This is a genomic window from Parasaccharibacter sp. TMW 2.1884 (assembly GCF_023337695.1).
Lineage (GTDB): Bacteria > Pseudomonadota > Alphaproteobacteria > Acetobacterales > Acetobacteraceae > Bombella > Bombella apis.
The window spans coordinates 476,794-490,376 of sequence record NZ_QORR01000001.1; the positions used below are offsets into that span (position 1 = coordinate 476,794).

11 protein-coding genes are annotated in these 13,583 nt (G+C 61.2%); 6 read left to right on the forward strand and 5 right to left on the reverse strand.

Features of this window, described 5'->3' with window-relative positions; genetic code table 11:
* Positions 1 to 8 precede the first annotated feature (8 nt).
* The 4 genes from DTI93_RS02085 (at position 9) to smpB (ending at position 3,104) form a co-directional block, all read left to right on the forward strand.
* Complete coding sequence (locus DTI93_RS02085) at positions 9 to 758, forward strand: 3-deoxy-manno-octulosonate cytidylyltransferase (protein WP_249079505.1); 750 nt, start codon at positions 9 to 11, stop codon at positions 756 to 758.
* Entirely contained in the window at positions 749 to 1,588 is an 840-nt protein-coding gene (locus DTI93_RS02090; RefSeq protein ID WP_043560427.1) for a prephenate dehydratase, read from the forward strand. Before DTI93_RS02085 ends, DTI93_RS02090 begins: the two co-directional genes overlap by 10 nt.
* A gap of 104 nt (positions 1,589 to 1,692) precedes the next feature.
* The gene (dapA, locus tag DTI93_RS02095; RefSeq protein ID WP_043560424.1) at positions 1,693 to 2,592 is read left to right on the forward strand and encodes a 4-hydroxy-tetrahydrodipicolinate synthase; all 900 of its coding nucleotides are present in this window, start codon (positions 1,693 to 1,695) and stop codon (positions 2,590 to 2,592) included.
* 8 nt (positions 2,593 to 2,600) lie between these two features.
* On the forward strand, positions 2,601 to 3,104 hold the full coding sequence (gene smpB / locus DTI93_RS02100; protein ID WP_081563081.1) for an SsrA-binding protein SmpB: 504 nt from the start codon (positions 2,601 to 2,603) through the stop codon (positions 3,102 to 3,104).
* A 143-nt stretch (positions 3,105 to 3,247) separates the two neighbouring features.
* Here the strand turns inward: smpB and DTI93_RS09480 are convergent, their stop codons facing one another.
* Both DTI93_RS09480 and recG read right to left on the reverse strand, forming a co-directional pair.
* Entirely contained in the window at positions 3,248 to 3,934 is a 687-nt protein-coding gene (locus tag DTI93_RS09480) for a cold-shock protein (protein WP_081563082.1), read from the reverse strand.
* Positions 3,935 to 4,213: 279 nt separating this feature from the next.
* Positions 4,214 to 6,316, reverse strand: coding sequence for an ATP-dependent DNA helicase RecG (gene recG / locus DTI93_RS02115; protein ID WP_249079507.1), 2,103 nt, complete (start codon positions 6,314 to 6,316; stop codon positions 4,214 to 4,216).
* A gap of 106 nt (positions 6,317 to 6,422) precedes the next feature.
* Between recG and mfd the strand changes: the two genes are divergently transcribed.
* A complete protein-coding gene (gene mfd / locus DTI93_RS02120; protein WP_249079508.1) occupies positions 6,423 to 9,917 on the forward strand; it encodes a transcription-repair coupling factor in 3,495 nt (1,164 codons plus the stop codon).
* A gap of 85 nt (positions 9,918 to 10,002) precedes the next feature.
* Here the strand turns inward: mfd and hmpA are convergent, their stop codons facing one another.
* Entirely contained in the window at positions 10,003 to 11,217 is a 1,215-nt protein-coding gene (gene hmpA, locus DTI93_RS02125; protein ID WP_249079510.1) for an NO-inducible flavohemoprotein, read from the reverse strand.
* 220 nt (positions 11,218 to 11,437) lie between these two features.
* Between hmpA and DTI93_RS02130 the strand changes: the two genes are divergently transcribed.
* Positions 11,438 to 11,902 carry an Rrf2 family transcriptional regulator gene (locus DTI93_RS02130; RefSeq protein ID WP_081563464.1) on the forward strand — a complete coding sequence of 155 codons (465 nt, stop codon included), beginning with the start codon at positions 11,438 to 11,440 and terminating at the stop codon, positions 11,900 to 11,902.
* A 19-nt stretch (positions 11,903 to 11,921) separates the two neighbouring features.
* Here the strand turns inward: DTI93_RS02130 and DTI93_RS02135 are convergent, their stop codons facing one another.
* A complete protein-coding gene (locus DTI93_RS02135) occupies positions 11,922 to 12,785 on the reverse strand; it encodes a glycosyltransferase (protein WP_249079513.1) in 864 nt (287 codons plus the stop codon).
* A complete protein-coding gene (locus tag DTI93_RS02140; protein ID WP_043560413.1) occupies positions 12,775 to 13,566 on the reverse strand; it encodes an RlmE family RNA methyltransferase in 792 nt (263 codons plus the stop codon). The genes DTI93_RS02135 and DTI93_RS02140 overlap by 11 nt, the downstream gene beginning before the upstream one ends.
* Between the last annotated feature and the right edge of the window lie 17 nt (positions 13,567 to 13,583).

Genomic DNA, 13,583 nt, shown 5'->3' on the forward strand with positions numbered 1-13,583 from the left:
CAGGGATCATGCAACCGATTATTGTCATTCCCTCCAGAATTGCCTCCACAAGGCTTCCACGCAAGGCTCTGGCCGAGATTGATGGCGAGCCCATGATCGTTCATGTCGCCCGCCGGGCTGTGGCGGCCGGGTTGGGGCCTGTCCTCGTGGCGGCCGGAGATGAGGAAATCCGGGACGCTGTGGCAGGCATGGCGGGGGTGAAGGCCATTCTGACAGACCCGGCCCTGCCAAGCGGATCGGACAGGGTGCAGGCGGCGATTGAAGCTCACGACCCGCAGAGGCGGCATGACTGCGTGATCAACCTTCAGGGTGACCTCCCTCTTGTGGAACCGGAGACCCTCCAGCAGGCCTTGCGCCCACTGGCAGAAGGGCGGTTCGACATCGGGACACTGGTTGCCCCGGTGCAGGGTCCCGAGGAGCGTGACGCCGAGTCGGTCGTGAAGGTGGCCTGTAGTTTCCAGAGTGACGATGACGTGGCCCGGGCACTCTATTTTTCCCGGTCCGTGATTCCGTGGGGTGAGGGCATGTACTGGCATCATGTGGGTGTCTATGCGTGGCGTCGTGAGGCCTTGGCCCGGTTCGTTACCCTGCCGCCCTCCGGGCTGGAAGAGCGGGAAAAGCTGGAGCAGCTCCGTGCGCTGGAGGCGGGCATGACGATTGGCTGTGCCCGGATTGCCACGGCTCCCTTGGGGGTGGATACGCCGGAAGACCTTGCGAGAGTCCGGGCCAGAGTAGGGGAGCAGCCATCATGCCGGTAATTGCGTTTCAGGGGCGGCCGGGAGCTTATTCCGATCTGGCCTGCCGGGCCACACGTCCGGGCTGGGCCACGCTGCCCTGTCGCAGCTTTGCCGAGACGATCGAGGCCGTGCGGGATGGTCTGGCGGATGAGGCCCTTCTGCCATGCGAGAATTCCCTTGCCGGTCGTGTGGCAGAGATACATGCGCTGCTGCCGGAAGCGGGATTGAAGATCGTGGGGGAGCATTTCCAGCGGGTGGAACACTGTCTGTTGGGTGTGAAGGGGGCACGGCTTGAAGATGTGAAGCGTGTCCATACGCACCCTGTGGCGATGGCGCAGGTCCGGGGTCTTCTGGCACGGTATGATCTGGAGCCAGTAACAGAGTTTGACACGGCGGGAGCCGCCGAGCTTGTGGCAGGCTGGGGGCGCAGGGAAGAGGCGGCGGTGGCGTCCTCCCTTGCTGGAGAGCTGAACGGGCTCGAAGTTCTTCTGCGCAATGTGGAAGATGCCGCCCACAATACCACCCGTTTCTACCGTGTGGCCCCTCCGGACGCTGTGGTGGAATCCGTGGCAGGCCAGCCGATGATGACGACGCTGATCGTTCATGTCCGGCATGTGCCGGGGGCATTGTGTGATGTTCTGGCCTGTTTTGCACGGCATGGGGTCAACATGACACGGATTGAAAGCTACATGCTGGGAGGCTCTTTTGAGGCATCCCGTTTTCTGATGGACATTGAGGGGGCGCCGGATGACAGGGGAGTTCGGGAGGCTCTTCTGGAGCTGGCAGGGGTGAGCCAGGATCATCATGTGCTGGGCACCTACCGGCGGAGTTCGTTTCGGGATGAGATGTGACCTTTCTCCAGCGGAGAGGTCTCACTATAATGGCAGCAGAATGTCGGCTGGCGAGGTCAGCCCACGGATTTTTATGAGCAGGGACAAGGGTGGAGAGTAAAGAGATGGCACAGAATATCAATGAACGGTACCACAGCTCGCTGACCGCCCTGATCACCCCCATGAAGAAGGACGGCACGCTGGACGAGCAGGCCGCTACCAGGCTGATCGAGCGTCAGATCCAGGGCGGGACGACAGGCCTCATTCCGTCCGGGACAACGGGGGAAAGCCCGACGCTCTCCCATGCGGAACATGGCCGTGTCGTGGAGCATTGTGTGGAGGTGGCTGCTGGCCGTGCGCTCGTGATGGCCGGAGCAGGCTCCAACAGCACACATGAGGCTGTGGGTATGGCTCGTCATGCTCACAAGGTGGGGGCCGATGCCCTGCTGGTGGTCGTTCCCTATTACAACAAGCCGACGCAGGAAGGGCTGTACCGCCACTTCATGACGGTGGCTGACGCCACGCCGCTGCCGCTCTGGCTGTACTGCATCCCGGGCCGTTCCGTTGTGGACCTGACGCCGGAGACCCTGGGGCGTCTGGCCAAGCACCCGAACATTGTCGGTACGAAGGATGCTACGGCCAATCTTTCCCGTCCGCTGGCCGTGCGGCGGGAGGCTGGGGCGGACTTCAACCAGCTTTCTGGTGAGGATGGGACCATCCTGTCCTTTCTGGCCGCCGGAGGGCACGGCTGCATCAGTGTGACGTCCAACGTGGTACCGGATCTCTGCTCCCAGCTCCACCGTCTCTGGCGGGAAGGGAAGGTGCAGGAGGCCATTGCTCTTCAGGACAGGCTGCTGCCGCTGCATGATGCCCTGTTTGCCGAGACCAGCCCAGCCCCGGCAAAGTACGCCATGTCCCGTCTCGGGTTGTGCGAATCCACGCTGCGCCTGCCAATGGTGGAGCCGACGGAAGGAACGAAAAAGCGTGTGGACGAGGCTCTGCGTTTGCTTGGCCTTCTGGATTAAGACGGACCATGGCAGCCAGCAAGAAAAAAACAAAAGGTGGGCTCATTTCCCATGGCATCGCTGCGCAGAACAGGAAGGGCCGTTTCAACTATACCATTCTGGAAACGGTTGAAGCGGGTCTTGTTCTCAAGGGGCCGGAGGTCAAGAGCCTTCGCATGGGCCGAGCAACACTGACCGAGGCCTACGCCGTAGAACGGAATGGTGAGCTGTGGCTCATCAATTCCTATATTCCGGAATATCAGGGAGGGGTGCTGTCCCGGTTTGATACACGGGCTCCTCGCAAGCTGCTGCTGCACCGCAAACAGCTGGCCAAATATATTGGAGAGGTCACCAGAGCCGGGGCTTCACTGGTCCCGCTGGACATTCACTTCAATGCCCGTGGTGTAGCCAAAGTGACACTTGGTCTTGGTAAGGGGCGCAAGAAGGAAGACAAACGCCACGCCATTGCAGACCGTGACTGGCAGCGAGACAAGGCCCGTCTGCTCCGTAACAAAGGGCGTGGAGATTATTGAGGGGAATTCCCCGTTAAAGCTGCCCCGGGCCAGTAGTAGCAGGATGGGATGCCCGTTTCTGCTGGTTGTGGGCAGAGGATACAGAAAACCCCACGTTCCTTACGGGCCGTGGGGTTTTTCTTCAGCGGATGCGGAAGACTGTCTTATTCGGCTGTAATCTCTACAGCCTCAGGGCCTTTGTGTCCCTGAACAACCTTCATGCCGATCTGCTGGCCATCAGCCAGACCATGCAGGCCAGAGCGCTCCAGAGCAGAGGCGTGGACGAACACATCCTTGCCACCTGTCTCAGGCGTAATGAAACCGAAGCCCTTCGTGGTGTTGTACCACTTGACGATTCCACGCATTTCCTCGGCCTGGGACAGGTCCGGAGCAGGATGGAAACGTTCCTGGCGCATGGGGGCAGGGCGACGGGGGGCTTCTGCTGTGGCCGTGCTGGCATCGACAGAAATCACCTCAGCCACCTGGCGACCTTTCGGCCCCTGGCCGACACGGACAACAACGGTCGTGCCCGGTGCAGGCTCAGCATGGCCGAGGGCGCTGATCGTGTTGGCATGGAGGAAAACATCGCCACTGCCATCGCTCAGGCCAACGAAGCCAAAGCCACGCTCGGTGTTGAACCATTTGACGGTACCGGTGATCTCCGGACCTGTCGGGGTGATCTGCGGGCCACCACGGCCACCGCCACGGCGGGCGCCACCGCCAAAACCACCGCCACGCGGGGCATCGTAACTGCCGCGATCATCAAAATAGGAAGGCTGGGTCATGAAATCGCGGTCAAAACCGCCGCGGCGAGAGGAAAAGGAGCTGCGGTCGGATCTATTATTTCTCAAGGGTCTCGTCCCGTACTGGGGTCATCAGGGAGGAAGCGGTCGATCCGCTCCCTCAGGGTCATTATGTTGGAAACATGCCTGCATGTTCCACTTCTGACGGTAGCATGTTTTTTCAATTAAGCCACAAGGAAAAAGATGAAATTACGATAATTTTTTCTGCCGTTATTATGCTGCGTCGTCTGGAAGTCTAATTGTAGGCCACTCCTTCGTAGAGATGACAATAATGTAAGTTTATGGCTGAACAAATATTGTTAACAATTTCTGTGACAGTCTTTTATTTCAGCCAGATACAAGCAGTCTGTCCGGTATGGCCCGGTCGAACAGATGCAGGAGGTCCTGGAGGGCCTCTCCCCTTGGCCCTGTCAGGTCGGGGGTGCGGGTGAGTTCACGCTGGCTGTCCTGCCGCATGGCTGTCAGAAGCAGGGAGAGGCGGGTCGGGTCGGCCAGCCGGAAGCCCGGCAGGCCGGACTGTCGGTTGCCTGTCAGGTCGCCACCACCACGGATGCGGAAATCTTCATCGGCAATCAGGAAGCCATCCTCCGTATCCCGCAGGAGGTGGAGGCGACGCTGGGCTGTGAAGCTGGTGCCTTCACTGTGCAGCAGCAGGCAGAAGGATTTCTGTGCCCCCCGGCCGACACGGCCACGCAGCTGATGCAGCTGGGCCAGACCAAAGCGTTCGGCCTGTTCGATGACCATGATGGTGGCATTGGGAATGTCCACGCCGACCTCGATGACCGTGGTGGCGACCAGCAGGCGGGTCTGGCCTTTCTGGAAGGACGTCAGGGCGTTCTGCCTCGTGTCGATGTCCTGCCTGCCATGAGCCAGCCCGATGATGGGGCCGAAACGTTTTGTGAGCTCCGCCCAGCGTTCTTCTGCCGCTGCGGCACTCTGCGTTTCACTCTCCTCGATGAGGGGGCAGACCCAGAAGATCTGCTTCCCCTGGTCCAGGGCCCGTTTCATGCCGGCAAAGATGTCGTCCAGCTTGCCCATGTTGTGCACGGTCGTATGGATGGGCTGGCGGCCGGCTGGCTTGCTGTCCAGCCGGCTCACGCCCATTTCGCCCCATTCCGTCAGTTGCAGGGTGCGGGGGATGGGGGTGGCGGTCATGACGAGAAGGTCGGTGGCTGCCCCCTTGCTGGCCAGCCTCATGCGCTGCTCCACGCCGAAGCGGTGCTGCTCGTCGATGACGGCCAGGCCGAGGTCGGCAAAGGTGACGCCATCCTGAAAGAGTGCATGGGTGCCTATGGCGATCTTCGCATGGCCATCGGCCAGTTTCGCCAGTGCGACCCGCCGTGCTTTCCCCTTGACGGAGCCGCTGAGAAACACGAACGGCACCGGGCACAGGGCTTCGCACGTGCTGGCATGCTGCTGGGCAAGGATCTCCGTCGGGGCCATGAAGGCGGCCTGTGTTCCGGCCTCGACGGCCTGGAGCATGGCCGTCAGGGCGACAAGCGTTTTTCCGGCGCCGACATCACCCTGGAGCAGGCGCATCATGGGGGCGGGACGCTCCATGTCAGCTGCGATTTCGGCCATGACACGCCGCTGCGCCGGTGTGGGTTCATGGCCGAAACGCTCAAGCAGGGTACGGCGCAGGGAGCCATCGCCCACCAGCGGGCGGCCCGTGCGTGTCCGGGCCTGCATCCGGGCCAGCCCCAGGCAGAGCTGGTCCGCCAGAACTTCATCGGCTGCCAGCCGGGCACGGGCACGCTCCAGAATGGGAGTAGGGTCGTCGTCGGAAGGCAGCGTCTCGGGGAAGTGCATCAGCCCAAGAGCCGTGGCGAAGCTGGGCCAGTTCCGTTTTTTCACCAGGGGCGGGTCCAGCCATTCCGGGAGGTCGGGCGGGATCAGGGCCAGGGCGGCCTGCATGGCTTTCCGCACGGTGGAGGGAAACAGCCCGGCCGTGAGAGGCCAGACCGGTTCCAGCCACGGGAATCTGTCCTTCTTTTCCCAGGCCATGATGTGGTCCGGGCGGGAGAGGGTCAGCCGGTCATGGTAATGCCCGACCTTGCCGGAAACGAGGATTTCTGCCCCCTCTGGGGGGAGGAAGAGCCGCCCCTTCTGGAAGAAGGTGATCTCCAGCGTGCCGGTGCTGTCTCTGGTGGTCAGGATGGTGGGCTGGGAGGAGCGGACGGGGCGGCGGATGCCTGTCACACGGACACGGCTTGTCAGGATGTCGCCCGCTGGCAGTTTCCGCCCCTCGGCGACGCTCATGAGCCTGCGCCGGTCGATCAGCTTTTCTGGCAGGGTGAAGAGCAGGTCGATGATCCGCCTGCCGCCGCTGATCCGGCCCAGCATCGTGGCGTGGCGGGGGCCTGTGCCCGGCAGGCTGCTGATGGGAGCCAGAAGTGGCGCAATCCGTGCGGAAGGGGGAGCTAGGGGCATGGCATCGGGGGCGGGTGGCTTCCGGGCTGACAGGGGGGCTGTGGAGGGCTATAGGGTAGCAGAACCGGCCGATAATAAAAATGTCCTTAGTGGAGAGCCCGCCCTGATGCCTGTTGATCGTTCTGCCGTTGCGTCCTTTGGTCCGACAGTCTGGGGGGTGCCTGATGGGGCGGTGGCATTCCTGCTCCGTCAGCGTCTGGCGGAACATGAGGGGACGCTTGTTCATGTGGCACATGATGACGCTGCCCTGGCGTCTCTGGCGGACATGCTGGGCTGGCTGATGCCGGAAGTCACCGTCCTGCGCTTTCCGGCATGGGACTGTCTGCCTTATGACCGGATTTCCCCCAATCCTTCCATCGTGGCCGAGCGTGCCGCCACGCTGAGCCACCTTCTGGAGCCACGGCCCAAGACGGGCCGCATCGTGCTGACGACCATCCATGCCATGCTCCAGCGTGTGCCGCCCCGTGCGGCCTTTGCGGGGCAGACCATCCATGTGAAGGTCGGTGATACGCTGGATGCGACCAGTCTGGCGGAACGGCTCGTGGGCAACGGCTACAGCCGTGTGGATACGGTGATGGAACGTGGCGAGTTCGCCATGAGGGGCAGCATTTTCGATCTTTACCCCGCTGATTCCGGGGAGCCTGTCCGGCTGGACCTCTTCGGGGATGAGGTGGACAATATCCGCAGTTTTGATGCCGCCACCCAGCGGTCCACGGACCAGCGGACGGAGTTCAGCCTGACGCCGGTTTCGGAATATGCGCTGGACAAGCCCAGCCTGAGCCGCTTCCAGACGGGCTGGCGGGATGTGTTCGGCGTGGGAGCGATGGAGGATGTTCTCTACCGCCAGCTTCTGGAAGGACGCAGGGCCAGTGGAGCAGAGCATTATCTGCCACTGTTTCATGACGGCGACGGCCAGCATATGGAAACCCTGCTGGATTACCTGCCGGATGCCGCCCTGAGTTTCGAACGGGACACGCCGGAAATTCTGACGGCACGGCTGGACATGATCGCCGACCATTATCAGGCCCGCTGTGCCGCCGGGCATGAGGGGGAGCTGCCCTATCGGCCCCTGCCACCGCACCGGCTCTATCTGAACCGTCATGGCTGGGACGGGATGCTGAAGGGTCACCCCACCGTCCTGCTGTCACCTTTCGTCCAGCCCGATGGCGCAGAAGGCGTGGATGCCGGGTACAGGCCGGGTCCGGTCTTTGCCAGCATGGGCGGTGCCGGACGGGAAGGGGTCTTCCACCAGTTCTCCACCCATGTGCAGGACTGGGCGAAGCAGGGACGGCGGACCTATCTGACGGCCTGGAGCAACGGCTCCCGGGAGCGGATCAGCAGCCTGCTGCGGGACCATGATATTCCCTGCGAGAGTTTCGATGACTGGGTGCAGGCGGCGGGCATGGCCCGTGGGGCTGTCGGGCTTGTCGTGCTGGGCATGGAACGGGGCTTCACCGGGGAGCGTCTGGCCTTCGTGTCCGAACAGGACCTGCTGGGGGAACGTCTGGCCCGTCCGCCCCGGCGCAGGCGCAAGGGCAATGACTTCATCACGCAGATCGGCGAGATTTCAGAGGGGGATCTCGTCGTGCATGAGGAATACGGCATTGGCCGTTATGTCGGGTTGGAGACGGTGCGGGAAGGGCGTGTGGCCCATGATTATCTCTCCATCCTGTATGATGGTGAGCAGCGGCTTCTTCTGCCCGTGGAAAATATTGATCTGCTGAGCCGTTTCGGCTCCGAGCAGGGGGCGGTGCAGCTCGACCGTCTGGGCGGCAGCTCGTGGCAGGCCCGCAAGGCGAAGATGAAGACCCGCCTGAGGGAAATGGCCGGAGAGCTGATCCGCACGGCGGCGGCCCGTGCCATGAAGGAAGCTCCCATCATGGCCCCGGCTGAAGGGATGTGGGATGAATTCTGCGCCCGTTTCCCCTTCATGGAGACGGAAGACCAGTCACGGGCCATTGCGGACGTTCTGGAGGACCTGAGCAGTGGCAAGCCGATGGACCGGCTCGTCTGTGGTGATGTGGGCTTCGGCAAGACGGAAGTGGCCCTGCGGGCGGCCTTCGTGGCGGCCATGTCCGGGATGCAGGTGGCGGTGGTCGTACCCACGACCCTTCTGGCCCGGCAGCATTATATCGGCTTCAGGAAGCGGTTCGAGGGGCTGCCCGTGAAGGTGGAGCAGCTTTCCCGCATGGTCACGGCCAAGGAAGCCACGAAGGTGCGGGAAGGGCTGGCCGATGGAACGGTGGACATTGTCATCGGCACCCATGCGCTGCTCTCGAAAGCCGTGTCGTTCGAACGGCTGGGAATGCTCATCATTGACGAGGAACAGCATTTCGGCGTGTCCCACAAGGAGAAGCTGAAGGCCCTGCGGGAAGACGTGCATGTGCTGACGCTGTCCGCCACGCCCCTGCCACGGACGCTTCAGCTGTCCCTTTCCGGCGTGCGGGAAATGAGCCTGATCGCCACCCCGCCGACGGACCGTCTGTCCGTACGCACCTTCATCACGCCTTTTGACAGGGTGATGATTCATGAGGCCATCCAGCGGGAACGCTTCCGGGGAGGGCAGGTCTTCTGCGTGGTGCCCCGTCTGACGGACATGCGGCACATGGCCGACCGGCTGCGGGAGATCGTGCCCGATGCCCGCATCACGGAGGCTCATGGCCGCCTTACTCCCACCGAGCTGGAAACGGTGATGACGGAGTTCTCGGAGGGGAAATACGACATCCTGCTTTCCACCAACATCGTGGAGAGTGGGCTGGACATGCCCCGGGTCAACACGATCATCATTCATCGGGCGGACATGTTCGGCCTTGGGCAGCTTTACCAGCTGCGGGGCCGTGTGGGGCGGGCCAAGCAGCGGGGCTATGCCTATCTGACCTGGCCGCAGACGCATGTCCTGTCGGCTTCATCCGTCAAGCGGCTGGAGATCATGCAGACGCTTGATTCCCTCGGGGCGGGCTTCACGCTGGCTTCTCATGACCTTGACCTGCGAGGGGCAGGAAATCTGCTGGGAGATGAGCAGTCCGGTCACATCAAGGAGGTGGGAATCGAGCTGTACCAGCAGATGCTTCAGGACGCCGTGACGGACCTGCGCCGGATGAGGAACGAAGGCGAGGAGGAAGATACGGGCTGGACGCCGAACATCATCCTCGGCCTGCCGGTGCTGCTGCCGGAGGACTATGTGAAGGACCTGCCCGTCCGTCTTGGCCTGTACCGCCGCATTGCCGCCCTGAAGGATGAGGCGGATGTGGACGCCATGCGGGTTGAACTGGTGGACCGTTTCGGTCCTCTGCCGCAGGAGGTGGAGAATCTTCTGGATGTCGTGATGATCAAGAAGCTCTGCCGTGAGACGGGCGTGGAGCGGCTGGAGGCAGGCCCGAAAGGCATGGTCCTCCAGTTCCGCAGGAACAGGTTCGGCAACCCTGATGGTTTGATCCGCTGGGTTGCCCGCAATGAGAAGGCCGGTGTGAAGATACGGCCTGACCACAAGCTGGCCATGGTGCGGGAAATGACCAATGCCGTGCGCATCAGCATGGCCCGGAAGATTCTGGCTTCTCTGACCAAGCTGCTGGAGAAGGTTCGCCCGGCCGAGGCAGGCTGAAGGTTGCTTTCAACCCGCAAAGCAGGAATGGGGCGGCAATAATGGTGCCGCCCCATTTTTCATGTTGTTGCGGTGTCGGACAGGTTCAGGCCTGTGTGACGAGATAGGGGGTGGATGCAGAGCCGAACATTTCATAATGGATGCGATCCATGGGAATATCCTGCTCCCGCAGGGTGTGGATCATGCTGACCATGAACTCTGTCGGGCCACAGATATAGAAATCAGCCTGTCTGTCCTTATGCGCTTTCAGCCATGAGGGTGTGAGGCGTCCAGTATGGCAGTTCAGGCCATCTGTCCGTTGTGGAAGGCTGTTCATCTGGCTGTAGAACAGGTCTGCCGTAATGGCTCCGCAGGCAGCCAGCCCATGGGTTTTGCGGGCAAAAATTTCGTTGTCTGCTGTCTGGGTGCCATGAATGAAATGGATGGCCGGATGTGAAGTGCGGGTGGTCAGTGCTTCCATCATGGACATGACAGGCGTGATGCCTGCACCGGCAGAGATGAAGCACAGTGGTCTTTCGGAGGAAGATTGCAGGAAGAAATCACCGGCTGGAGCAGAGACATCCAGAGTATCACCTGCCCGGACATCGTCATGGAACCAGCGGGACACGACGCCGTCTTCCTGTTTCCTGACAGTGATGCGGTAATGGTCATCTGCCGGGGCTGACGAAATGCTGTAATTGCGGCGCTCCGGGCCATGGCCAGGGATGTCCAGCCGGAAGCTGAGATACTGGCCCGGCTGGTGCTGCATGACGGGCTGGCCATCCACCGGCTGAAGGATGAAGGAGACGGTGTCAGCCGTTTCCTCATGCCGATCGGCGATGCGGAAGGCACGCCATCCTGTCCAGCCGCCTTTTCTGGCGGCGTGGTCCTCATATATCTGCCGTTCCCGGTTGATCAATACGTCAGCCAGAAACCCATAAGCCTCTTTCCATGCCTCCATGATTTCAGGTGTGGCCTGCTCTCCCAGGACATGGGCAATGGCCCCAAGCAGCGCTGTGCCAGCATGGGGGTAATGTTCTGGCAGGATGTTCAGCCCGACATGTTTCTCGGCAATACGCTCGATCATGTCTTTCAGGGCCGTGGGATCGTCAATATGGCGGGCATAAGCGAGGACGGCATAGGCCAGGGCCCTGGGTTGGTCGCCATTTTTCTGATGGGAGATGTTGAAGAGGTCTCGGATGTTTTCATCACTCAGAAGGCGGCGATACATCTCTCTGGTGATGTCGACGCCATGAGCCTCCAGGGCAGGAATACAGGCTTTGACGATGGTACGGGTCTGTGGGGTGAGGGAAATGGACAAGGATCACACTCTCCAAAAGATGCATATAAAATACATCTTTAAAATAGGTCGATACCAGCCGTTGTCAAGCCGGAAGAGACGAGGCAAGGAAACAGGTTGGCAGATGTCATCTTTCTGTTAGTTTCGGAGAAGGAGCCACTGCCACCACGTCTCCTCTTTTGCATGCAGGCTTGGAGTGACGCCGGATCATCTGAAACACGACCGGAAGGAAGCTCCCGGAATGCGTCTGACCCTCTATACCGACTATGCCTTCAGGTCCCTGATCTATCTGGAGACACAGAAGGAGCGTCTCGTCTCCATTGGCGAGATTGCCCGCGTGTACGGCATATCAGAGAATCATCTGGTCAAGGTCGTGCACAGGCTGGGGCGGCACGGCTTCATCAAGACGCTGCGTGGCCGCAATGGTGGGCTGCGTTTGGGCAGGAATGCTGAGGAGATCTATCTGGGAGACATTGTCCGCTGCACGGAGGATGATCTCGCCCTTGTCGGCTGCATGGGCAAGGAGGAGGGAGCCTCTGGCTGCATTCTGGTTGGTGGCTGCCGTCTGAAACAGACGCTGCTGAAAGCCCGATTCGCTTTCATGGATGTGCTGGATGAAGTCACGCTGGCCGATGTCACGGCCCCTCATGAGCGAAGTGTCCTGATGCAGGCCGTGCAGGAAATGATGACTGGAGCGGAACGGTGATGGATGCTGCTGTCAGGGATCAGGGGGTGTTGCTGTCAGGCCACTTCATGAATTTTCGCCAGTTGGCATTGGTGCTCTGGTAGGCAAAGTGTGAGCAGGTATCGAGTGTCTGCTCGACCTGACGATGGGCAACAAAGGCGATTCCTGCTGCCATCAGGAACTGGCTGACCTCATGGAATGGAACTTTCTGGTTTTTCAGGGTGTGGGCGATCCAGCTCATCGTGCCGACAACCATGGCGCCGGGGCCGGTCGAGACCCAGACATTTTCAAAATAGCCGGTTTCCAGAATGTGCCGGACCCGTTGGAACATGGTTTCCATGATATGCTGCATGAGAGGGTTGCCAGCCTCCTGGATGAGCACGTCATTGTCGAGGCACCATGGTTCGCCGACAGAATAAGGTAAAAGCGTCCTGAAATGTGTGCCTCTGGTTATGTCTGTCAGAGGGGCACGGCTTGTTACATCCGCATCAATATAGACGCCGCCTTTTACATGCAGGTAGCAGAGCCGCCAGAAGTCCGACCGCATGGCCGGGTGAGGGCAGACGTCATAGAGGGCGGTGACGCTGGCGCCATAGTGGTCATGGATGAACGCCCGGGCGGAGGCATCACATTCCAGATGGTAGGAGAAAGCCGGGTTGTCATTCCGGATGCCTTTCATGGCATCCCGGACGTCTTCCGGCGGTTCAGGGCTGTCCCAGAACTGGGCAATGTGCTTCGGAATGTTCCGGGAGAATTCCTGTGGAACGCAGCGGGACAGGATCGGAAACAGGGACTGCTCCAGACCGATCGGCAGAAGGGCAAAGCAGGCGTCCTGATGGCCGCAGAGCGCCCTTATAAATAGGTTCCGAATCGGTTCTGGATAGTCGTTGAACTCACGGCTCACCACGGAAACCCGTGGCAATGACGTAAAGCTCGCTCGATTCCTTGCGGGAGGCAGGGGGTTTGACGTGCTTGACGACGGCAAAATTGCGTTTCATCAGGTCCAGCATGTCTTTTTCGGACCCTCCCTGAAAGACCTTGGCGATGAAGGCTCCGTCCTCGGCCAATATTTTCAGGGCGAAATCCAGGGCGTTTTCGGCCAGGGCCATGATGCGGATATGATCGGTTGCGGCATGGCCGGTCGTGTTCGGTGCCATGTCGGACATGACGAGATCAGCCCGCCCGCCCAGCATGGCCTGGAGCCGCTCCGGCATGTCGGCCTCCATGAAGTCACCCTCGATGATCTCGGCCCCCGGCACCGGGTCCACCGGCAGCAGGTCCACGCCGATCACCTTGGCAGCTCCACGCTTGACGGCAATCTGTGCCCAGCCTCCCGGGGCAGCTCCGAGGTCCACCACCCGGCTTCCGGGCCTGATGAAGTGGAAGCGGTCATCCATTTCCAGCAGCTTGAAGGCGGCACGGGAGCGCCAGCCCTGCTGTCGTGCCGCCGTCACGTAGGGGTCGTTCAGCTGGCGGTTCAGCCAGCGCTGCTGCGCTGGCGTGCGACCCCGTGCCTTGCGGAGTTTTACGGTCTGGGTTCGCAGTGTCTGGGAGGTGGCGGCGTCATCCGCCGTATCCCGGGTGCCGGGCGTGCGGGAGTGGCGCAGGGGTTTGCCGGGGATGCGGGGTGGCGTGGCACCGCCCTTTGGCCGACGGGAGGAAGGAGGCGTGTGTTTCGGACTCATGGAGGGAAAGATAGGCT